The sequence below is a fragment of the Cysteiniphilum litorale genome (genome assembly GCF_003428165.1).
Lineage (GTDB): Bacteria > Pseudomonadota > Gammaproteobacteria > Francisellales > Francisellaceae > Caedibacter > Caedibacter litoralis.
In genome coordinates, this window is sequence record NZ_QLIQ01000003.1 from 64,346 (window position 1) to 85,772 (window position 21,427).

General features: G+C 38.6%; 20 protein-coding genes. 7 read left to right on the top strand and 13 right to left on the bottom strand.

The window, feature by feature from the left end:
- The 4 genes from rsmH to DNJ75_RS02510 form a co-directional block, all read right to left on the bottom strand.
- Positions 1–927 carry a 16S rRNA (cytosine(1402)-N(4))-methyltransferase RsmH gene (rsmH, locus tag DNJ75_RS02495; RefSeq protein WP_117001597.1) on the bottom strand — a complete coding sequence of 309 codons (927 nt, stop codon included), beginning with the start codon at positions 925–927 and terminating at the stop codon, positions 1–3.
- A gap of 14 nt (positions 928–941) precedes the next feature.
- Entirely contained in the window at positions 942–1,679 is a 738-nt protein-coding gene (gene lptB / locus DNJ75_RS02500; RefSeq protein WP_117001598.1) for an LPS export ABC transporter ATP-binding protein, read from the bottom strand.
- Between the two features lie 234 nt (positions 1,680–1,913).
- A complete protein-coding gene (locus DNJ75_RS02505; RefSeq protein ID WP_117001599.1) occupies positions 1,914–2,402 on the bottom strand; it encodes a hypothetical protein in 489 nt (162 codons plus the stop codon).
- The gene (locus DNJ75_RS02510) at positions 2,399–2,725 is read right to left on the bottom strand and encodes a nucleotidyltransferase family protein (RefSeq protein ID WP_206609082.1); all 327 of its coding nucleotides are present in this window, start codon (positions 2,723–2,725) and stop codon (positions 2,399–2,401) included. The genes DNJ75_RS02505 and DNJ75_RS02510 overlap by 4 nt, the downstream gene beginning before the upstream one ends.
- Positions 2,726–3,216: 491 nt before the next feature.
- Between DNJ75_RS02510 and mnmG the strand changes: the two genes are divergently transcribed.
- The 3 genes from mnmG (at position 3,217) to DNJ75_RS02525 (ending at position 6,054) form a co-directional block, all read left to right on the top strand.
- Positions 3,217–5,118: a tRNA uridine-5-carboxymethylaminomethyl(34) synthesis enzyme MnmG gene (gene mnmG, locus DNJ75_RS02515; protein ID WP_117001647.1), complete on the top strand. Its 1,902-nt coding sequence runs from the start codon at positions 3,217–3,219 to the stop codon at positions 5,116–5,118.
- 12 nt (positions 5,119–5,130) lie between these two features.
- Complete coding sequence (locus DNJ75_RS02520; RefSeq protein ID WP_117001600.1) at positions 5,131–5,550, top strand: hypothetical protein; 420 nt, start codon at positions 5,131–5,133, stop codon at positions 5,548–5,550.
- A gap of 237 nt (positions 5,551–5,787) precedes the next feature.
- Entirely contained in the window at positions 5,788–6,054 is a 267-nt protein-coding gene (locus DNJ75_RS02525; RefSeq protein WP_117001601.1) for an oxidative damage protection protein, read from the top strand.
- 12 nt (positions 6,055–6,066) lie between these two features.
- Here DNJ75_RS02525 and DNJ75_RS15705 read toward each other — a convergent pair whose 3' ends face one another.
- The gene (locus DNJ75_RS15705; protein WP_263479618.1) at positions 6,067–6,201 is read right to left on the bottom strand and encodes a hypothetical protein; all 135 of its coding nucleotides are present in this window, start codon (positions 6,199–6,201) and stop codon (positions 6,067–6,069) included.
- 233 nt (positions 6,202–6,434) lie between these two features.
- Between DNJ75_RS15705 and DNJ75_RS02530 the strand changes: the two genes are divergently transcribed.
- From DNJ75_RS02530 to fabG, 3 genes are all read left to right on the top strand, one after another.
- Entirely contained in the window at positions 6,435–7,292 is an 858-nt protein-coding gene (locus tag DNJ75_RS02530) for a universal stress protein (RefSeq protein ID WP_170137170.1), read from the top strand.
- A 319-nt stretch (positions 7,293–7,611) separates the two neighbouring features.
- The gene (fabD, locus tag DNJ75_RS02535) at positions 7,612–8,547 is read left to right on the top strand and encodes an ACP S-malonyltransferase (protein WP_117001603.1); all 936 of its coding nucleotides are present in this window, start codon (positions 7,612–7,614) and stop codon (positions 8,545–8,547) included.
- A 216-nt stretch (positions 8,548–8,763) separates the two neighbouring features.
- Complete coding sequence (gene fabG / locus DNJ75_RS02540) at positions 8,764–9,504, top strand: 3-oxoacyl-ACP reductase FabG (protein WP_117001604.1); 741 nt, start codon at positions 8,764–8,766, stop codon at positions 9,502–9,504.
- Here the strand turns inward: fabG and DNJ75_RS02545 are convergent, their stop codons facing one another.
- The 5 genes from DNJ75_RS02545 to DNJ75_RS02565 form a co-directional block, all read right to left on the bottom strand.
- Complete coding sequence (locus DNJ75_RS02545; protein ID WP_117001605.1) at positions 9,505–10,677, bottom strand: UbiH/UbiF/VisC/COQ6 family ubiquinone biosynthesis hydroxylase; 1,173 nt, start codon at positions 10,675–10,677, stop codon at positions 9,505–9,507. It lies immediately after the preceding gene.
- A complete protein-coding gene (locus tag DNJ75_RS02550; RefSeq protein ID WP_117001606.1) occupies positions 10,674–11,939 on the bottom strand; it encodes an FAD-dependent monooxygenase in 1,266 nt (421 codons plus the stop codon). Before DNJ75_RS02550 ends, DNJ75_RS02545 begins: the two co-directional genes overlap by 4 nt.
- Positions 11,940–12,249: 310 nt before the next feature.
- Positions 12,250–13,650 (bottom strand): S41 family peptidase, encoded by a 1,401-nt coding sequence (locus tag DNJ75_RS02555; protein ID WP_117001607.1) that lies wholly within the window; start codon positions 13,648–13,650, stop codon positions 12,250–12,252.
- 114 nt (positions 13,651–13,764) lie between these two features.
- Positions 13,765–15,351 carry a sensor histidine kinase gene (locus DNJ75_RS02560; RefSeq protein ID WP_170137171.1) on the bottom strand — a complete coding sequence of 529 codons (1,587 nt, stop codon included), beginning with the start codon at positions 15,349–15,351 and terminating at the stop codon, positions 13,765–13,767.
- A 7-nt stretch (positions 15,352–15,358) separates the two neighbouring features.
- A complete protein-coding gene (locus DNJ75_RS02565; RefSeq protein ID WP_170137172.1) occupies positions 15,359–16,054 on the bottom strand; it encodes a response regulator transcription factor in 696 nt (231 codons plus the stop codon).
- 367 nt (positions 16,055–16,421) lie between these two features.
- Here DNJ75_RS02565 and DNJ75_RS02570 point away from each other — a divergent pair, with 367 nt between their 5' ends.
- Complete coding sequence (locus tag DNJ75_RS02570) at positions 16,422–17,045, top strand: BLF1 family deaminating toxin (RefSeq protein ID WP_117001610.1); 624 nt, start codon at positions 16,422–16,424, stop codon at positions 17,043–17,045.
- Positions 17,046–17,283: 238 nt separating this feature from the next.
- On the opposite strand, the gene DNJ75_RS02575 is transcribed toward DNJ75_RS02570, so the two are convergent.
- The 3 genes from DNJ75_RS02575 to DNJ75_RS02585 all read right to left on the bottom strand — a co-directional run bounded on the left by DNJ75_RS02575 (position 17,284) and on the right by DNJ75_RS02585 (position 21,425).
- Entirely contained in the window at positions 17,284–19,785 is a 2,502-nt protein-coding gene (locus DNJ75_RS02575; RefSeq protein WP_117001611.1) for a hypothetical protein, read from the bottom strand.
- Positions 19,786–19,992: 207 nt separating this feature from the next.
- The gene (locus DNJ75_RS02580; RefSeq protein ID WP_117001612.1) at positions 19,993–20,634 is read right to left on the bottom strand and encodes a hypothetical protein; all 642 of its coding nucleotides are present in this window, start codon (positions 20,632–20,634) and stop codon (positions 19,993–19,995) included.
- A gap of 23 nt (positions 20,635–20,657) precedes the next feature.
- Positions 20,658–21,425, bottom strand: a complete 768-nt coding sequence (locus DNJ75_RS02585) for a hypothetical protein (RefSeq protein ID WP_117001613.1) — start codon at positions 21,423–21,425, stop codon at positions 20,658–20,660.
- Between the last annotated feature and the right edge of the window lie 2 nt (positions 21,426–21,427).

Here is a 21,427-nt window from a genome sequence, read left to right on the forward strand (position 1 = left end):
TCACAACCTCTCAACAGCACGCAATATCGCACTACGTGAGCGCACGTTTTCTTCAAGCTCTTTGCTAGAAGCTTTACCTTGCTTGACGCACCACTTCGCTTTGGGCACAAACTCTTCCAAGATTGGCATACCTCGCGGCAATTTTTTATCCTCACCCTTGACCAATTTGGTCATAAACTGCTTCACAATTCTATCTTCTAATGAATGAAAGCTAATCACGGCTAAATGCCCTGATGGTTTAAGCACTTCAAAAGCGTCATTCAATGTTGTGCTTACTTCATCAAGCTCCGCATTAACACAGATTCTAAGTGCCTGAAAACAACGTGTCGCAGGATGTTTTTTTTCCTTTTTACCAATTGTTTTCTCAATCAATGAGGCGAGCTTTAAAGTGCGATCAAGAATATCTCCTTTCGCAAGTGCCGCTTTTATCGCTTGAGCGATGCGCCAAGCATGCTTTTCCTCACCATATTCACGAAAAATATGGGCTAATTCTTCAGCATCATAATTTATCAGAATATCCTCTGCCGAAAGTCCTTTGGTTTGATCCATGCGCATATCTAGCGGACCATCTTTCATAAAGCTAAAGCCACGTTCTGCCACATCTAATTGCGGTGATGACACGCCTAAGTCCAACAGCACACCATCGACTTTGCCTGCAAATCCAAGCTCAGTTAACGCATGAGCCATGGTTGAAAATGGGGCATGCACAAGAATCAGTTTACCACTCTCAATCTCAGCTTTAAAATGCACTTTGGCATACTCTATTGCCTCAAGATCGCGATCAAATGCAATTAATTTACCAGTTGTTAAGCCTGCTAAAATTTGACGTGAATGTCCACCGCGACCGAATGTGCCATCAACATAGATACCATCCGCCTTAATCGCAAGTGCGGCAATCGATTCATTAAGTAATACGGAATAGTGCATTAATTTGTTTCCATTTACATTCTAAATTGCTCGCCAAGATAGACTTTACGCACCTGTTCATTACTTAAAATCTCACGTGGTTTGCCTGAGGCAATCATCTTACCGGCATTAACAATATAAGCACGCTCACAAATATCCAAGGTTTCACGCACATTGTGATCGGTAATCAACACACCAATACCACGGTTTTTCAGGTGGGTAATAATCTTCTTAATATCAATCACTGAAATTGGATCAACACCAGCAAAGGGTTCATCTAGCAAGATAAAGCGTGGCGACATCGCCAAAGCACGTGCAATCTCAACACGACGACGCTCACCACCGGATAAACTCATCCCTAGACTATTGCGAATATGTTGGATACTAAACTCATCTAACAATGATTCAAGTTCATCTTGGCGCTGCTCTTTGGAAAGCTCTTTTCTGGTTTCCAGAATCGCCATGATATTTTTCTCAACGCTTAACTTCCTAAAAACCGAAGCCTCTTGTGGCAAATAGCCAATACCCTGACGTGCACGCCAATGGATCGGTAACTTCGTAATATCCTGACCATCCAAAAAAACCGTACCACGATTTGGGCGCACCAATCCGACAATCATATAAAAGGATGTTGTTTTACCCGCGCCATTTGGTCCCAAAAGCCCGACAATTTCACCAGTATTGACCTCCATAGACACATCGACCACAACCCAACGCGAGCGATATGCTTTGCCCAAATGTGTTGCCACCAGCTTATGTTTTTGTTCTGTCATATTACTTTCTTAACTTATGATGATTAGGTTATATGAGCACACTTTAAAAAGAGATTATTTTAATAAGCCCACAATCTGCTAGACATCCTAATCATATAGGCTTTTATATTCAAGTTTTTTTACCGGTGTCCGATAAGAAAGCATGGTGATACAGTGATCTATCCCATTAATTTAAGACACTTTTGATTTTCGGATTTCATACTATCTTGAAAATGTCGCTCAGATCATTATGACCTATGAATAATCTGTAATAAATCCACCAAAACGCCGCAAACAAAATGCGTAGATCACATCATAGATATCGAGCAAATTGGCACATGATTGATAAATAGCATTCAAACTTTCCACCATATCAACCACATTAAATCCATATTCATGCGCAACACTATCTCTGATTTTCCTTAATCGCAACCAATTATCCGTCTCTAATAGCTCTAACGCCTCTAAGCGGTTTAAGATGTCAATAAATGATTTGCGCTTAACATCCTCTGCCAGAAGACTAAGTATCGTTGGGAATAGTTTTTCCCCCATCACATCCTGTAATTTAGAAAAACGAAATAAGAATTGATCAATATGCTCAATTTCCTCATCTTGAAATTGTTCATAATTTTCTGCATCAAAGGGAAGCCTATGTTTCATATTGTTATACGCATAATCTATCCTTTTTTTATGCTGATTACATTCATATAAAATTTTGACCAGCTTATCCTCTAAAGGTGTCATAACTCTATCCCCTCTTTTAACGCTACATTATCTATTAATCTTTTATCAGCACCAGTTTTTGCAAGCACAACATCAATTTTTTGCTCACCAATGGCTTTTTCTAATGCCACCAGTAACTCAATTTTTTTGTTAAACCCATTGACGATTACCTCATCTTTTTTGGGTAAAAGATATAGATCTATATCCCCTCCACGCTTCGAGCAATCTGTGCGACTACCAAATAAAAACACTCGCATATCGTCACCAAACACCTGATGAACGCATGATTTTATGATTGATATATTTTCTTTGCTTAAACGCATAACATCAACTCTTGAGCACATAAATCAGTGCTGCAATTACTTGTCATATTTTTCATACAGATCTTAACTCTTAGTCAAATCATTACTGCCGCTTAGTGTAACAAATAAGTGCACTGCTAGAAACAGCGCAATATCATAAGGTTGCTAAATAAGTACCTAAGCAATGGTTTATTGGTAATCATGGATATTCGGATCAAGCCCGAATATGACGACTCCCAGTCATTCTAGGGCTTGACCCGAGAATCCAAAAAATACCTGATAATATTTGCACAGCTATTTACCTACGCCCCTTTCAATGCGTAAGTCTCAAATAACTTAAAAGTGGGAAAATCATCACACACAAAGGCTTAAGGACACAACTCAAAGTTCATAGACATACCCTTGTTTTTTTTATATGATGCGCATCAGTAAAGTTAGTAAAATTAATGAAATTTTGCAGCCTAATTAATCGGTTTTAAATGAACTAAACTGGTTATAATAACCATAAATTAACAAGTAGATCTATTATTATGATGTTTTATCCTCAAGAGTTTGATGTTATCGTTGTTGGCGGTGGTCATGCTGGAACAGAAGCCGCAGCGGCAGCTGCACGTATGGGTGCCAACACCCTACTCTTAACGCACAATATCGACACTTTGGGACAGATGTCTTGTAATCCTGCTATAGGCGGCATTGGCAAAGGTCACTTGGTTAAAGAAATTGATGCCCTAGGCGGCATTATGGCAAAAGCGATTGATAAGGCAGGTATTCAATTTCGCACACTTAATGCCAGAAAAGGACCTGCGGTACGCGCGACACGCGCACAAGCTGATCGCACACTTTACAAAATCGCTGTACGCCACGCACTAGAGAATCAAGAAAACTTATCGATTTTCCAACAAGGGGTTGATGACCTGTTGATCGAAAATGATCGCGTCACTGGTGTTGTCACGCAAATGGGACTAAGCTTTCGTGCCAAAACAGTTGTTTTAACAGTTGGCACGTTTCTTGCCGGCAAAATTCATATCGGCTTTAATAATTACCAAGGTGGGCGTGCCGGTGATCAGCCAGCTAATGCCTTAGCACAGAAACTGCGTGCACTTCCTTTTGATGTCGCGCGTTTAAAAACAGGTACACCCCCACGCATTGACAAGCGTACGGTTAACTTCGCCGCGATGGGTGTCCAACCCGGTGATGATCCGACACCTTGTTTTTCATTTTTCACTGAAGCACATGAGCATCCATTGCAAGTGCCATGCCACATCACCTACACCAATCTTAAAACCCATGAGATTATTCTTAAAAACCTTGATCGCTCAGCGATGTATGGTGGCATGATCGATGGCATTGGACCACGTTATTGCCCATCCATTGAGGATAAAATCGTGCGCTTTGCCGATAAAGATCGCCATCAAATTTTTGTTGAACCTGAAGGCTTAGATAGTATTGAACTTTACCCTAATGGTATGTCGACTTCTTTGCCATTTGATGTGCAACTGCAGTTTATTCGCAGTATCGAAGGTTTTGAAAATGCCTATATCACCCGTCCTGGTTATGCGATTGAATATGATTTCTTTGATCCGCGTGGTTTATATCCAAGCTTGGAAACCAAGCATATTGAGAATCTATTCTTTGCTGGACAAATCAATGGTACAACAGGCTACGAAGAAGCCGGTGCTCAGGGTCTTATTGCCGGATTAAATGCAGCATTAAAAGCACAAGATAAACCGACTTGGTCACCTAAGCGTAATGAAGCGTATATCGGTGTACTCATCGATGATTTAATCACCAAAGGCACACAAGAGCCTTATCGCATGTTTACTTCACGCGCCGAATATCGATTGATTTTAAGAGAAGATAATGCCGATGCACGTCTATGCCCAAAGGCTATTGAGCTAGGATTATTAAACAATAAAGACAAAGAGGCATATCTTGCTAAGGCAGCATTGATATCAAATGAAACCTCACGTTTAAAATCTACGTGGGTTGCACCCAAAAGCGTTAAAGCCGATAAGTTAGAATCATTGCTTGGTAAAGCCATGAGTAAAGAAAGTAATCTATTTGACTTATTAAAACGCCCTGAGGTTGATTATCAAAGCCTTGCTGATATCGCCGAGCTTGGTGAATTTATCGATCACACCCAAGCGATTGAGCAAATTGAAATCTCTGCCAAATATGCAGGGTATATCGAGCGTCAGAATGAAGAAATTCTTGCCAATCAGACCCTTGAAAATGCGCAAATCCCTCAAGATTTTGACTACAGCAAGGTTTCAGGGCTTTCTAATGAGGTCCGTCAAAAGCTTATGACACAACGCCCCTCAAGCTTGGGCGAGGCCTCCCGCATCCAAGGGGTTACACCTGCAGCTATTTCCTTATTGACTATTTATATGAAGAAGTTAGGCTTTCTCAAGAAACAAAATAATATCAATGACTAATAAGGATCTTTGATGAAACTAAGCAAAACATCTCCTTTACTTAAAACATTGCTTTTTATCGTATTAAGCCTTGTGATGAGCGCATGTGCGACCACTGCAAAGTACCGTGCGATTTTAGATCAATGGCACGGTCAAATAATTGATAATTTTGTGCAGATGTGGGGATATCCGAATAAAACATTGAAGCTTGATAATAACCAAACCGCTTATGTCTATAGTGATCGCCAAATCGTCAGCACCCCAATCACGCAAATGCCAACAAACATTACCACCGTGCAAAATGGCAATAACACGACGGTAATCTCGACACCTGGCACGATTGTGGGTGGTCAGACTTATTCATTATCCTGTACAACGTGGATTGTTTTTGACAACAAAACAAGAAAAATTGTTAACACCACATTTCGCGGCAATAACTGCGTTTCTTATTAACTAGAATTACAAGCTGTAGAAAAATTATAATATTTTAAAACATCCCGTCAGCCTACGGCTGCCACCCCTCTTGAAAAGAGGGGAATTGGGCGAAGGTTGATTTTTTTATATTCCCCTCTTTTCAAGAGGGGTGCCAAGCTTGCTAGGCGGGGTGTTGAAATAAGATAAAGTGCATAACTTTAATATTAAGTGCGCAACTGGAACTAAATATAAACTAAACAAGAAAAGAGATAAATCATGACTGATATTTTTTGTGAAAAACTGAAACAACAAGGCACTGCCATGCAGTACGCGCCAATCCCAGGAGAGCTTGGACAGCGCATTTTCAAATCGATCTCGCAAGAAGCTTGGAGCAAATGGCTTGATCATCAGACGATTTTAATCAATGAATATCGCCTTAATCTATTAGAGCCTGAAGCTAAAAAATTCTTAATGACTGAAATGGAAAAATTCTTATTTGGCGAAGGTTCTGAAAAGCCGGATGCTTTCTCTACTCCTGAATAGTTATCTTCTTCATCACACAAAATCACTCTGGAAAACAACGCGCTCAATATACTTTTGTTGCAACAGCGCCTCAGTCTTAAGTGATGCCAAAGCCAAAACACCAGCAATACTCACCATCGCAATCACTAAAGCCATTACTGTTTTCATTATTTACTCTCATTGATCATTTTCACTACAGGCATTCTAGCGTGTACCATTTCTAAACAAAAATCATATAAACTTATACCTCCATTAACAAAACGAATAACCGTAAACCTTCTAGCGGTTCGCCAAAAGCACGCAAAATACAAAGCAAAAAATTCTGTAAAATGGCTTGTGATGGGTATAAACTAGGTTCAAGGAACATTTACCCATGGTTAACATTTATAAGGGAGCTCACCATGACATACAAAAAAGCACTTGTTGCCGTCAATATTTATGAAGACACAGAACACGTTATCGCATCAGCTAAAGCGATTGCTCACAAGCTAAAACTTAAACTTGATGTCATGACGGTTATTGATAATGCCGCTGAATTTGTGCCTGCGGCAATGGATTTTCAAAAAAGCTTACAAGAGAATGCCAAGCAAAAATTAAAAGAGATCAAGCCACAATTTGATGGCATTAATGCCGAGTTTCATATTGCTCAAGGCAATCCAAACTATGAAATCACACATTATGCTGAAGCCCATGATTGTGATCTTATTATCATCGGCTCACATGCGCGTCATGGCTTAAACCTGCTATTAGGTTCTACAGCCAATAGTGTCTTGCATAAAGCCAAATGTGATGTCCTAACCGTACGTATTCGTGAGAACAACCCCAATCAAGTCATGAATTATGGCAAGATTCTACTGGCTACCGATCTTGAAGATGACAGCGCCCAAGTTGCTAGTCTTGCAAAAGAGATCGCACATACTTTTGACTCATCGGTTTCAACGATTTGTGTTCAAGGCGATCCAACGGTTGTTACCGGTATTTATGGCATCGTACCTGAAGTACAATCGCAACTTACCGAAGATATGCAGCAAAAACTTAATGATTGGTCAAACAAATATCAATTTAAAGGTCACCGTTATCTCCAAGCAGGCAGTGCTGCAGATGAGATTACTGAAACGGCTAACTCACACGGCTATGGTCTTATCGTCATTGGTAGCCATCAACGTGGCGCCTTTGGTCGCTTCTTCCTAGGATCAACTGCCAATGCGGTACTTCACCACGCTAAACAGGATGTGCTTGTTACTAAGCTTAAAGCATAAATACCTAAACAATAGTTCCTTGGTAATAATGGATATTCTGGTCAAGCCAGAATATGACAACTAGCGATCATTCTCGAACTTGATCTGAGAATCTAAAAAAACACTTGATAATATTTGCATAGGTACTCAAACTCTTCAAAAAACTTCTCAATCTCTGCAATAATTTACCTTAATCAATAACAAACCTTTTGAAGATTGGCACAAAATTCACTAGGATAGTGCCAGCTTTAATAACCCCATATCTATCGCTAATTATTTGCTGCTGTTTGTAAGCAATATTATGCGATGATTACAGTATTAGGAAATCAGGAATATTGATATGACGAAAACAGCCATCGTTTTTCCAGGACAAGGCTCACAAAAGCTTGGGATGCTCAGTGATTATTACACACGTTTTAATGAGGTTAAACAAACCTTCACTGAAGCCAATGATGCTTTAGGTTTTGATCTTTGGCAGATCATTCAAGAAAATGAAGACAAGCTTAACCAAACAGAATATACACAACCCGCGTTATTAGCTGCAAGCATTGCCATTTGGCGCGTGCTTAACAATCACAGCAATATCACCCCTGAAATACTTGCAGGACACAGTCTTGGTGAGTATTCAGCACTTTGCGCCGCAGGTAGCATTGATTTTGCTGATGCGCTACGCTTGGTGCGTTTACGCGGGCAACTGATGCAATCAGCGATTACTGACAAAGCATGTGCCATGAGTGCTATTTTGGCATTAAGCAATGAAGATGTGATCAAGTGCTGTGATGCAGCAAGATCAGCTGGTATTGTTGAACCTGCTAATTTTAACTCACATGGGCAAGTTGTGATCTCAGGCGAGTTAAAAGCCGTTGAGAAAGCCAATGAAATTGCCAAAGAAATGGGGGCAAAACGCGCGCAACTACTCCCTGTTAGCGTGCCATCGCATTGCTCACTAATGAAAGAGGCGGCTGAGAAATTTGCCACGGCTTTAGATAAAATCACGATCAAAGTGCCCGCCATTCAAGTGATTCACAACTATGACGTCCAATCACATACTGAAATCAGTGATATTAAAACCGCTTTGATTCAACAGCTTTACTCGCCTGTCAAATGGACACAAACCATTGAAAAAATGGCTGAGCTTGGCATTACTAACGTTATCGAGTGTGGTGCGAATAAGGTATTAACAGGTCTAAATAAGCGCATTGTTAAAGAACTTAATTATCAAGATACTGCAAGCGTTGAGGCGATGGATAAACTGCTTGAACAAGTTAAAGCATAGAAAGAAGTTGGAGTTATACACCATTAGAAAAAAGCCCTAATTTTAAAACACCTCGTCAGCCTTCGGCTGACACCCCTCTTGAAAAGAGGGGAATTGATAGGTGTCTTTTGTAATATTCCCCTCTTTTCAAGAGGGGTGCCAAGCTTGCGAGGCGGGGTGTTAAAATAATAAATTGCGTAATTTTAATGAGTAATATATAGATATAAAGGATAGAAAATGAATTTTGAGAATAAAGTAGTTTTTGTAACGGGTGCAAGCCGTGGCATTGGTGCCGCTATTGCTAAAGATTTCGTTGAAAAAGGTGCAACCGTCATTGGTACGGCCACCTCTGAAGCAGGGGCTGAGAAAATCACTCAAACATTACAAGGCTATGGCAAAGGTCATGGCATCAAGCTTGATGTGACTGAAGCGCCAAGTATCGAAGCAGCTTTCGCTTGGATGAAAGATAACACAGGCTATCCAGATATTATCGTTAACAATGCTGGGATCACTAAAGATAATCTAATGATGCGCTTAAGCGAAGAAGACTGGCTAAGTGTTATTCACACCAACTTGGATTCTGTTTTTAATATTTCTAAAGCAGCTATTCGTCATATGATGAAAAAACGCTGGGGTCGCATCATTACAATTGGTTCAGTGGTTGGTACATCAGGTAACCCAGGACAAGCAAACTACTGCGCAAGTAAAGCCGGTGTTATTGGTTTTTCTAAGTCATTGGCACAAGAAATTGCCTCACGCAATATCACCGTTAATGTGGTCGCACCTGGCTTTATCCAAACAGATATGACCGATAAATTAACAGATGAGCAAAAACAAGCCATTATCACACAAGTGCCAGCACAAACCTTGGGACAACCCGAGGATATCGCCCATGCGGTTACTTTCTTAGCATCTGAAGGTGCGCGCTATATCACCGGACAAACAATACATGTCAATGGCGGCATGTATATGGCATAATCAGCCACCTGCGGCTTGCTCGATAAAAAATCGTTTTAATATCTTACTGTTATTTACCGCATTAACACCCAAGGCTCTTAAAGGCTTTATAAGCGGGTGATCATTACAAAAAAGCTGTTTTAGCCCTTGCATTGCATGAATCATCAACTGATTATCAAATTGGCGTTTACGCGCATATTTTGCCAATGTACTGATATCGGCAATATTGCGTCGCAGATGCTTTGCTTCAGTTAATACCTCAATCAACGCGCGTACATCAGCAAAGCCTAAGTTAATGCCCTGCCCTGCTAACGGATGAATCGTATGTGCGGCATCGGCAATCAGCACCACACCGTGTTTATAGTAACCATCAACATGGCGTTCAATCAATTCAAAGCTCATGCGCTTACTCTGTAATTTCAGCTCACCTAATTTACCTTCTGCAGTCATGCTGAGATATTCATTAAAGCTCTTATCATCCATTGCATTAAATTTTGTAAGCTCATCACTGGCGACTGAAAAAACAATAGAGCATAAATAAGGATCGCAAAGCGGCAAAAGTGCTAGCACGCCCTTCTTCAAAAAGCGCTGATAAGCAATATCTTGATGCGGCTTTATCGTTTTAACATTAGCAACGATTGCATGTTGCTGATAAGGCTTAACGCTACAATCAAAGTCATATTGCTGGCGAATAAAGGAATTCGCACCATCAGCACCAACAATCAGTGTTGCCTCAAGCTCTTTGCCATCATCAAGTGTTATCGCAATATGTGACGTATGCGACGTCAGAGTTGCAATTTTTGAGTGCTCAAAAATAGCAACATCTTGCTTTTTGAGTGCTTGATATAATTGCGCAACGATTAAATCATTCTCAACAATCGCCCCTAAACTCTGTAGCGAACACTCTTCGGCTTTAAGGCTTAATTGTGCACTTGAGTTTTGATCCCAAACCTCCATGGCAACATAGGGGTTTATTCGCAGATTGACAATGTCACGCCAAACACCAAGCTCATTTAATAAGCCTTGGGAGGCGGCATTAATCGCACTGACGCGTTTTGGTGCTGTCGTATTATCAAACGACTTTACAATATGTGCTACTTCAACCACAGCAACTTTAAAGCCGTTTTGCACTAAGCCTAAACTTAAAGACAAACCAGCCATGCCACCACCGACAATTATTACATCATATTTCATAAGATACTTTTTCCATGCTTTGAGCGCATTAAGCTTGAACCGTGATTATATTTACCCATCATTAATTTGCTAAAAGATTTCTTCAAATGTTGATCACGCTCCAAGCAATAAAGGGCAAAACCCCTCGCAAGTTTAATGGGTAGAGCATCCTGACTAAAAACATTAATCATAGAATGTGTCAATAGCGCTGTGCGCTTATGATCAAACACTCTGATCTCTTGATATTGTGCTAACATATCGGCAATATTTTGTATTGTAAACGCGGTGTCATCACCTGCAAGTAAATCATAGACTATACCAATATCACGAATGCTGAGATTTAAGCCTTGCCCTGAAATCGGATGCAAGAAATGCGAGGCATTGCCAAATAATAATACATTTTTGCGATAGAGCGTTTGCGCGCGAATAAGAGACAAAGGGAAACTTTTAAGCTCGCTCACATCAATAAAACGCCCCAAACGATAGCCAACAAGGCGCTGGATTTCTTTTAAAACAGCTTGTTTTGATTGAGCCTTCCAATAGTCAACTTTATCGTGATCAACACTCCACACGCACGCCATTTGCCGATCATCAATCGGTAAGAGTGCTAATACGCCATTATTAATAAAACGTTCATAAGCAACATTGTTATGAGCTCTTTGCAGGTCAAGATCAAATACTAGCGCACTTTGCTGATAGTCATGTTTGTAAGCTGAAATACCCGCTTTTTCACGTAGTTTAGACTCTGCACCATCCGCGGCAATAATTAAATCTGCCGTTATTTCGTAAGCATTGTCATCTTTTTCAATTACTAAACTAAAACACTCGTCCTGCTCCAACAGATCAAGCACCTGACAGTCTTGATAGAGTGCTATATGATTTTCATTCATGAGCGCTTGATAGAGCGCTGGTAATAAGTACTTCATCTTAACGACAATACCCAAAAATGCTAAGCCCTCATCTTTAGCATACAGATTGGTCTGCGCATATTGCCCTTTGTCTGACACATTCACCTGCTTGATATATTCAACATGGTCTTTGATCTTCTGCCAAATACCTAAAGTATTTAGCACACAAACCGAGCTATACGACAAGGCGATCGATCTGTTGTCACTTTTACTTAACTCAGTATTGGCGAGTTTTTCAATGAGTGTGATTTGCTTATCTTGCTTTGCTAAGCTCAATGCCATCAACATGCCAACAGCACCACCACCGACGATCACGATATCGTGATGACTATTATCTAGATTGTTCTTTTTATTCTTTTTATTATCTTCTGTCATTTTCAATAACAATTATGTATATGCCCTTATTAATTGGCGTTACGCACTATTTCTATATCAACACCCCGCCTCGCAAGCTTGGCACCCCTCTTGCAAAGAGGGGAATATAAAATTACTGTTGCCTAATTCCCCTCTTTGCAAGAGGGGTGGCAGCCGTAGGCTGACGGGGTGTTTATAAAGTCATAGTTTTTCTAAAGCGCGTAACTTCAGTTATTAACTGAAGATAGTTTAACGATAGTTGTTGGACTTTAGAATGACTGATCGACATTATTTATTCTTAATTCATTTGAATTCTTTTAGACTCTTTGATTTATGCATTCGCTAGTGCATTATTTGACGGCACTTTATTCATCGCATTTAGGACTTTCAATATACTAATGGCTTGCGCTAACTGCTTATCTTTATGCAGTAGACTTTGCGCATTTTTATAGTCTTTCTTATAGTTTGCCAATGCTTCTTTTGTTGCTTTATCCTTTTGAATATCATTATTTGAGACAATCGCATGCTCGAAACTACTTTCATCAAAGACCAAATCTAGATTATCGCTACCGTTTTTATCCCTTTTAGTATTATCTACCAATAAACCAATTTCTTCTTCCTCAATAATGACATCAGGAATAACCCCTCTTGATTGAATGGCAACCCCATTAGGTGTGTAGTATCGTGCTGTTGTCAATTTCACGGCATTGGTTTCTGAAATAGGGATAACTGTTTGTACAGATCCCTTGCCAAATGTTTTAACGCCTACAATGACCGCCCTTTGGTGGTCTTGTAATGCCCCTGCAACAATTTCCGACGCTGATGCAGAGCCCATATTAACCAATACAACCATCGGTAAACCATGGGTATAATCATCACTCACGGCATAACTTGTGATTGATTCCAATGGATTGCGTGATTTGGTAAAAACAATCTTTTTGGGGTTTGCAGGTGTTACTTGCAAAAAGGTATCACTGACCGCTACAGCCGCATCCAACAGTCCACCAGGATTATTGCGTAAATCCAATACATAGCCTTTTAAATGCGCATTTTCTTTAACCAATTTGTCGATATTTTTCTTCAACTCCTCAGCAGTATTACCCTGAAATTGACTAATTCTTAAATAACCATAATCTTCCGCCACAATCTCAGACTTAACCGAATCTAGCTTGATATTTTCACGTATCAATGACAGTTTAATTGGCTTAGGTGCTTTAGGGCGTAGCAATGTGATTGAAACTTCAGTTCCTGGTTGTCCACGCATTTTCTTCACCGCCTCATCCAAGGTTAAGCCGGCAACACTGACATCGTTGATTTTAATAATATAATCCCCCGCCTTGACACCAGCGCGCTGTGCTGGCGTGTCATCAATCGGTGAGATGACCTTGATGCGCTCATTTTCAGCACTAACATGCATACCAAGACCAGCAAACTCGCCATGCACTGACATTTGCAAATCTTCAAAATCATCATCATCTAAAAATCGTGAATGCGGATCCAACGACTGCAACATGCCATCAATCGCCCCTTCAAGAATTTCCTCATCACTTAACTCATCTACATAAGCTTGTTTTACCAAACCAATGCTGCGTGATAATTTATCAATGTGTTTTTGTGTTTCTGGATTTTGTCCAACTTGATTGACTTGCTTTACCTGATCACCTTGCGAAAATACTGGCATACAAAGAAAACCAAACAGTGATATATAAAGTGTCAAATTTATTTTTTTCATAGCCTGTACCTCTACTTTAGCTGATAAGAAGACATCCGTTTACTTCGGTTCCTTTTCATTCTTAAGTGTAGAAAGTATTTATATATTTTCAAATAAAGATTGAAATTGGCATGATCACTTTGCTATGGGCAATCTGATTTCAAATGTCACTGCGTGAGGGATATTACTAAGCGCAATACGACCATGATGCGCTTCAATAATACGCCAAACAATAGCCAAACCCAAACCGCTACTTTGCTTTGATTCAGGTGTAAATGGCTGATTTAAAGCGCTTTCAATATTAAAAGCAACCCCCTGACCATTATCGGTAATTTTAATCACTGCATCGTTATCACATATAGCAACGGATACATCGATCACATCGCCACCATATTTATACGCATTGATCAAAAGGTTATTTAGCACTTTGTGCATCGCAGACTTATCTAATAAAACCATTATATTCGGATACTCAGAGCTAAAATGCCATATCTTACTTATATAACTATTGCTATATGCCACAACAATTTCCTCGACGAATAAAGACAGTGGTATCTTCTCTAGGTTTAATGGTAATTTCACATAGCTATACTTGGAGTAATCAAGCTGTCGATTCACTAAATGATCGATTTGCATAATGTCTTCTTTGATCGACAAGATATGCTTTGCTCTTTCCTCATCGCTTTTAGCATTTTCTAATAGTCTTAGCGTAAAATGCACCTGAGCAAGAGGTGTTTTAACTTCATGCGCAACCATATTGGCAAAAACCGTTTGTTTTTTTATCAAAGATTGTATGCTTTCACCCATTCCCTTAAGTGTCTGATAGACTGACCATAGTACAGACTTAGTTGACAATCGAATATCGCTATCAAAGTCATTCTTGCCGTAGCTTTGTGCTAGAGATTTTAATTTAATCAAATCTCGATAAAGTGGGTAAGCAATAATAAGTGTCAAAAACACCAACAAAATCGCATCAATAATTACTGCGTAAACATGTGGATGCAGCTTAATCCAGTTATCACGATAAGGGCCAATAATAATTACTTTATTCGGATTGGGTGATAGAAACTGAATATATCCTTGTACACCATGAAAAGGCTCCGTTGGGAAATATCCCCATTTTCTAATATCTTGCTGTTCTTTATCGGTATAATTTGACAAGTCTCTCACCACCACGCCAACTTGATATTCTTTTTTAATATATTCAATCACTTTATTCCACTGACCTTCTGGCGTATTTTTAAATCTGCTATACGCCAGCTGGTGAATCCATGCATTATTTTTCTGATACTCTATGATCTCGGGTGCGCGTTTTTCTAATGCAAAAAACAAATCACTATTAAGCACGCGCTGATAAATCATGCTTGGCTTAAACATATCAAAACTATTGGTATAGTCATGGTTATTATAATCAAACAGCATTTCACCTGAGTACAAAGCTTCTTTTTGTGCTTGTATATCCTCTGGTAGTTGATCAAAGTGGCGTAAATACAGTGGTCGCGTGTATTGACTTTTTAGTTTATCAATAATCTCTGCCCATTGATTTTCAGGTACTTTGCTAAATTGAGCCTCTAATGCTCTAAAGACACCTGCTGCGTTCATCTTTGCATTTTGCTGATTAATTCTAAAGCCAATATAGGTACTTGATGCAACCACAAAAATGGTCATCACTATCATCACAGACAGATATACCAATAATTGCCGCAAAATAAATTTCAACATGAGCTCTCTACTCCCATGCATCCGTGCAGAAAATATAACCTTTACCCCAAACAGTCTTTATCTTACTAGGGTTTTTAGCATCATCCTCCACATACTGACGCAATCTTGACACCATCACATCAACAAAACGATCTACACCATCATACTCAACACCTTTTAGCATTAAATAAAGATGCTCTCTCTTCAAGAGCTTATTGGGATTGAGTACAAAAATTTTGATCAACTCAAACTCCTTAGCACTTAATTCCAACTGCTTATTTGCATAACTTACTGTATAGTTATTTAAATCGACCTCAAGCGCTCCAAAGATAATTTTTGTAGCGTTTTCATATGATTTGAAAGTCGCATCCAGAATTTTATTAACACGCATCAGTAAAACCTCTGGCAATACAGGCTTCTTAAGGTAATCATCCGCACCGAGTTGCAATCCTTTTAACTCATCATCAGGATCGGTATGACAGGTTAAGAACAAAATGACGCCTTGATATTCTACGCGTAATAACTGACACACTTCATAACCTGACAAATCAGGCATTTCAACATCCAAAATAATCAAATCAGGCGCAAAGCTTTTAGCAAAAAAAATCCCATCCTCGCCATTATATGCCGAGCGGACAGTAAAGCCGTTATCCGCTAGGAAGTGTGTGATAAGCTCATTAAGCTTGACATTATCATCAATGACTAATATTTTTCTGACTTGCATTTTTCTGCTCTTTTTATATTTCAGACACATCAAATAATAGTCAGACATTGGTGTGTTTTCAATTAAATAATATCCAGAATATTTCATACAAATTGGATCAAATTAAAAGTTACCGAACTAAAAATTGATCTGTGCAAAAAATAACTCATTAAATCATAATAGCAGTTACCCATCAGGATCTATTGAAGCTGATACGCTGGCAATGTCACATAGCAAAATTATAAGCGGTAAGTCTAATGAAATATTCAGGTTAACACTGGTCATATTTACAATTTTCATACAAATTATTAATTGCCTAAATGTGGCTTTCGTGCGATAAAAGATTAATGTATAAATATTTTATGAACAATTAAAGGTAAAAAAGACAATGTCGACATTCTGGAAGAAATTAAGAAATATAACGAGTGGTCCTAACACTATCGGTAAAATTGGATTAACTTGCGACTTTCTACAAAGCGAGCTTGGGGAGTATAGACAAAATAATCAAGGGAGGATATTAGTGTCTGCTACGCCTCTTAACCACGCGGAGGGATATGATTTGAGGAGTACATTAAATTATGGACCAGATGTTGCCGAAGTATACTGGTTACCATGGAAAAATCATAGCGTTACAGAAGCAATGCGGGATGAGTTTGAGTGTTCAAATCGTAATCTTTTTTTCATGACAACGACTATGACAGGATGCCGTTTTAGTATTACCCCAACGTCAGTTTTGCATATTGCGCATAGTATTGATTCTGATGCAATTGAAGAAAATATTACCGGGCCGCGTGATCATAATACTCGACGTTTATTGGTTTCACCTCCTAGACATCAATATGATTTTCAATATGGCGGAAGAACTTCTAATAGCGGGTACTATAGAGCCTTGGTTTTTGGAATGAGGGTAGATAACAGGTATATATATAAATATCTAGATACACACCAGGAGAAGTGGGTAGTTATGTTTGATGAGCGTATTCATAAAACTGTGTCACGTTACCGACGGTAGGTGTCGGGATTGGCTTGAGGGAAAGCTTGCAAGCTTGGACGTATCAGCTAAAAAATCTATGGTGGAGTCCAAGCTAGAAAATATTTCCATAGTTAAATGACTTCCAGCAGAGCTGGAAGCTTATTTAGATGACGCCCTAAAAGGACTTTACCTTGCACCTTTAGGTATAGATGTTTAGACCCGACCTGACAGTTGGCTATTTTTCAAACGTGATTTTGGTCAGATAGGATTGAGCATTTCAACCTTCTACACGTTTTAAAAGCTCATTGATTTCATTCAGGATTGTCTTGTTTTGAGTCATACCATACTCCTCTTTGTAGCCTCTTCTCATCATATTAATAAAACCTGAAGTTGGCGTCCCAATAACCTCTGTCACATTTTTTTGGGTGCTTTTCTCTAGTTTTAGTTGTTTCATTTGAGATAATATTTGATTAATTTTAATTTTGTCATCATTTGTATCTATACGGTAAAATAGTCTCAGTGCTCCACAGCCAATGGTGTCAAATCCTCCAAATTCATTTTTTGTTAAACTTGATACTAATATTACGTATTTATCTTTATCATCGGCATTATCGATGAGTTTTGCGTAGACTATTTCAGCTATACTGCGACTTGTAGATGAAGTTATATCAATGATCTTAGCATTTATTAATGTATTGCTAGGTTTTTCATTGTCATATAAATTAGCGTATTTATAGTCAAAATAACTATTTGGAAAATAGTTGGCATCAACTATGGTAACTTTCTGTTTTTCAGAGTTTTGTTCGGAGGTCTTGGAAAAAGAATAGTATTGTTGTTCTATCTTACTGGTCTCGTAATACATTTTTCTAGTATCAAATGCAAGATCCTTTTCATCTAAACATTGTGCTAAATACATAGCAATTGCTGATGCCCTCATACCATATGGTAGAATAATTTTTTGAGCATAAATTTGTGTCATCTTAGAAGTAGACCTATCGCTACGTTGACTAAGACTTTCAGGGTAGGACTCCTCGGCTTCACTGTTACTCCCGTAGCCATCTTCCTCAAGTTCACTCTTATCAGCAATGTACTTATTATAAATGGTTGCGCCTACATACTTCCTTACGGTTGATATTACTTGGGGATAACAAACATCATCTGTATTGCCATTACTTTTTATGCCGTATAAGTTCTCTATCTCTGTTAAATAGCCTGAGTTAGATTTTAGAGGAGGTGTATATTGGTAATGTTTTTTAACAAGCTGCTTCTCCTTCTGCTCCTGCCCCTGCTCAAAAGCTGCTAATACCGCTCCTATGGGATCATCACCTTCAAAGCATTCTCTCATCATCGATGCGTAAATATAAAATTTCTCTGGTTTTTTAATAGATCTGGCTATATGTGAAGAGTTTTTTTTATTCTCAGATCTGGTAAATAAGTTGGTATTAATCGAAGTTTCTACTACCCATTTTATATTAATTTTCTTTGGCTCTATATTAATTTCCTTTGGCCCTATATTAATTTCCTTTGGCTCTATATTATTAAATAGTTTCCCTAATAACTGATCAAATTCCGTAAGCAAATTTATAAGGTTCTCTTCTGTAGTCATAGTTAGATAGCCTACATTAATTCGCATAACCTCACCACAATCTGAAACAGTTGTTTCAAGATGCCCAAAACTTGTTTTATATAATATTTTAAGTTGATAGTCACTTTCCTTTTCATACTTATGATCACTAACACCTAAGAGCAGGCATAGCATTAAAATCATCCAATTTTCTGTTGTAAAATCAGACTTACTTTGCTGCAAATTTTGAACGCCAAGGGGTGTGGCAAATAGAACACCCAAGCAAGGGTATTTATTTAGATGAAAGACTTTCAAGTATTTCAATGTTCTAGTGCCCACAGCTATACGAGTACAAGATGCTATGCTGTGCAATAATCTCGTGTCTGTTAAAGATTTTTTGCTCTCTTTCGTATCTGTTAAAGTTTCTTTGCTCTTTTTCGTGTCTTGTGGGGTAAAACCTCTGGAGGAAATCTTAGCGCCCTTGAGGATTTCTCTAGAGGATTGTATAAATAATTGTTCTTGAGCCTTGTCTGTAACCGTGCTTCTTTTTTTCACATATGCATCTCCAACTAATTGAAAAGCAATCTGTGAAGATCGATTTTTTTTAGCCTTACTTCCTAGCCATTTTTCTCTTAAGATATCATTCTGTTGAGCAGGCGTTAGACTTAAGCCTTCATGAGTAAAGTCCAGCCCACAACACGTCACGTTATTTGGTCTTGAGCCTATAACCTTTGAATTCCGAATCCCCGAATAAAGAGGGGCGGTTCTATAGTTGTATATATTGCCTTGATTGGAACTCCTTATATAACCTCCAGTCACCGTCTTCGACTCTTCTTCAAATGATGGGAAAATAGGATCATGCATCGGAGTGATTGCATGTGTTTGATAGAAAGCTGTGTTGAAGCGTACTTCAATATCTTTTTGTTTGCAGTTGTCGCTAGAATTTTTATCGCCACGTTTCCTTTTTAGAGAGGGTTTTAGTTTACTACGTATGATATCTTCATATCGATTTCTAGGAAATGCGTTCTTGTAAGGTACTGATTTGATCCCATCTAATTGCTTGGCGTTAGACTCGTCTGATTTGCCGTTGTCGCTAGAATTTTGATTGAAACGTTTGATGCCATCTGACTGACCGCTATCTCTAGTAGACTTCTTTGTGCACTTTTTACAGTTCTGGTGATTACAAGAGGAGCATATTTCTAATTTTTTTTTCATACTAAGTTACCTTGAAGGTTCGTTGTGTTTTTGTGTTTTTGTGTTTTTGTGTTTTTTATTTGGCATCGTTGCGCATTTGTTTAGACAGGGTAAGTGTCAAGCTAGTTGTCGCCCAACTTTTTCCACTAAGCACTAATTTTGCTTAGGTTATCATCATAATTTCTCCAACAATTATCGCCCTGATTAGAAATTAACTACAGGCGACAACTACCCTAACACATCGAGATCATAAGCAGATAGATATATGCCCAAGCTATGTGTGTGTTCCTTCGGTTTCCAGATATGGGTATTATTCTTTACATTATTCAAACACATTTCCCAATTTTTTTTAGTTTGATATTGCTTCACAGAGGGAGTATCGGAACGTTTTCTATAATACGTCGTAATATCACCTTTTTTATTTACTCCAACTAATCTACCTGAAATCCGATTATAATATGTACTAAATCCTTCATGATTTCCATGACATCTATCAGTATGAACCATACTCGTGCGTACGTACTCAAAATTATCGTTATTTATATTGAGATAGTAACCATTATTCTTCAATTCATACGCATCTCGAACATATCTACCAAAATGATTCCAATGATTATTATTACTTCGATATTCAGTTAAAATATTATCACAACCCATGTATTTTCTGCCACATATACATGAATCTAAAACATGCTTTGCAAAGTGCTTTATCGCGGTAAGTCGACTACTCCATCTAGCAAATTGCCAACCACCTAAGTGGGACTGCATACGCTCAAAATGATTATCAGCCATTATATCTTTAAGTTCTTCTACTCTTGCAACCCCTGAACATTTTTCACAACTCCCTCCATATCGTTGATTTTCCATCATATTATTCCCCATAATTTAATTTTTTAAACAAACTCTCCAAGACATTGCCATTGGTTTTTACCTAAATGACGCTGCCCTAGCTTTATACTACTTAATTTGCTATTTACCCCCGCAATAGCAAATTTTACTTGCCATATACAACATACTTTCAAATGTTCATGGCACATTTTTCTTAATGCATCAACCTCCTGCTTCAGCCTTATGATCTCATGACAATCAATAAGATATACTTTAAGCTGACAAAGATATGCGTTTGTCACCTGTGTTTTTGATATACTCGTGGATGAGCATCTGTACTTGCTAACACGCTGCTGAGTCGAAACCATCTGTGGCAATATCACAATATCTGCAGGTACAGACAGCGCCTTTAAAATCATCGATTTTAGTTGTAAGCTGTTTATGTACTGTGGTGCTAGTTTTGGTAATGACACTTTGCTCAACTTTACATGAAGCACCGGATGAATAAAACGCACTAGCAAATCATGCAAATCTGCAAGCCAGTACTTTAAAAAAGTCTCCATCGCCGGATACAACCGCGCTAACCCATCGATAGTTTCATATAACGCTTTAGGGCATATTGGTGGTAGATATCCCAATATTAAATCGCGCATACTTTCATCACCTACTAGATCTGATGTCGCTATTTGACGATTAAAAGCGATCTCTTTGGGTATAAACTTAAGTTTAGCCGCTGCCTCAAAAATAAGTGCAGGATGAATACGTCCTGACGTCTGATGGTTAAATATCAAAAACTGCTTGATATTTTGTATCTTATTTGAATGCTTCGGCATAA

What these genes read in the sequence shown, in the direction of transcription:
- DNJ75_RS15705 (WP_263479618.1), bottom strand. Translation starts at nt 6,201, where the DNA reads ATGAAAACAGTAATGGCTTTAGTGATTGCGATGGTGAGTATTGCTGGT.
- rsmH (WP_117001597.1), bottom strand. Translation starts at nt 927, where the DNA reads ATGCACTATTCCGTATTACTTAATGAATCGATTGCCGCACTTGCGATT.
- DNJ75_RS02530 (WP_170137170.1), top strand. Translation starts at nt 6,435, where the DNA reads ATGACATACAAAAAAGCACTTGTTGCCGTCAATATTTATGAAGACACA.
- DNJ75_RS02555 (WP_117001607.1), bottom strand. Translation starts at nt 13,650, where the DNA reads ATGAAAAAAATAAATTTGACACTTTATATATCACTGTTTGGTTTTCTT.
- DNJ75_RS02575 (WP_117001611.1), bottom strand. Translation starts at nt 19,785, where the DNA reads ATGAAAAAAAAATTAGAAATATGCTCCTCTTGTAATCACCAGAACTGT.
- mnmG (WP_117001647.1), top strand. Translation starts at nt 3,217, where the DNA reads ATGTTTTATCCTCAAGAGTTTGATGTTATCGTTGTTGGCGGTGGTCAT.
- fabD (WP_117001603.1), top strand. Translation starts at nt 7,612, where the DNA reads ATGACGAAAACAGCCATCGTTTTTCCAGGACAAGGCTCACAAAAGCTT.
- fabG (WP_117001604.1), top strand. Translation starts at nt 8,764, where the DNA reads ATGAATTTTGAGAATAAAGTAGTTTTTGTAACGGGTGCAAGCCGTGGC.
- DNJ75_RS02545 (WP_117001605.1), bottom strand. Translation starts at nt 10,677, where the DNA reads ATGAAATATGATGTAATAATTGTCGGTGGTGGCATGGCTGGTTTGTCT.
- DNJ75_RS02510 (WP_206609082.1), bottom strand. Translation starts at nt 2,725, where the DNA reads ATGTGCTCAAGAGTTGATGTTATGCGTTTAAGCAAAGAAAATATATCA.
- DNJ75_RS02560 (WP_170137171.1), bottom strand. Translation starts at nt 15,351, where the DNA reads ATGTTGAAATTTATTTTGCGGCAATTATTGGTATATCTGTCTGTGATG.
- DNJ75_RS02570 (WP_117001610.1), top strand. Translation starts at nt 16,422, where the DNA reads ATGTCGACATTCTGGAAGAAATTAAGAAATATAACGAGTGGTCCTAAC.
- DNJ75_RS02565 (WP_170137172.1), bottom strand. Translation starts at nt 16,054, where the DNA reads ATGCAAGTCAGAAAAATATTAGTCATTGATGATAATGTCAAGCTTAAT.
- DNJ75_RS02505 (WP_117001599.1), bottom strand. Translation starts at nt 2,402, where the DNA reads ATGACACCTTTAGAGGATAAGCTGGTCAAAATTTTATATGAATGTAAT.
- DNJ75_RS02550 (WP_117001606.1), bottom strand. Translation starts at nt 11,939, where the DNA reads ATGACAGAAGATAATAAAAAGAATAAAAAGAACAATCTAGATAATAGT.
- lptB (WP_117001598.1), bottom strand. Translation starts at nt 1,679, where the DNA reads ATGACAGAACAAAAACATAAGCTGGTGGCAACACATTTGGGCAAAGCA.
- DNJ75_RS02580 (WP_117001612.1), bottom strand. Translation starts at nt 20,634, where the DNA reads ATGATGGAAAATCAACGATATGGAGGGAGTTGTGAAAAATGTTCAGGG.
- DNJ75_RS02585 (WP_117001613.1), bottom strand. Translation starts at nt 21,425, where the DNA reads ATGCCGAAGCATTCAAATAAGATACAAAATATCAAGCAGTTTTTGATA.
- DNJ75_RS02520 (WP_117001600.1), top strand. Translation starts at nt 5,131, where the DNA reads ATGAAACTAAGCAAAACATCTCCTTTACTTAAAACATTGCTTTTTATC.
- DNJ75_RS02525 (WP_117001601.1), top strand. Translation starts at nt 5,788, where the DNA reads ATGACTGATATTTTTTGTGAAAAACTGAAACAACAAGGCACTGCCATG.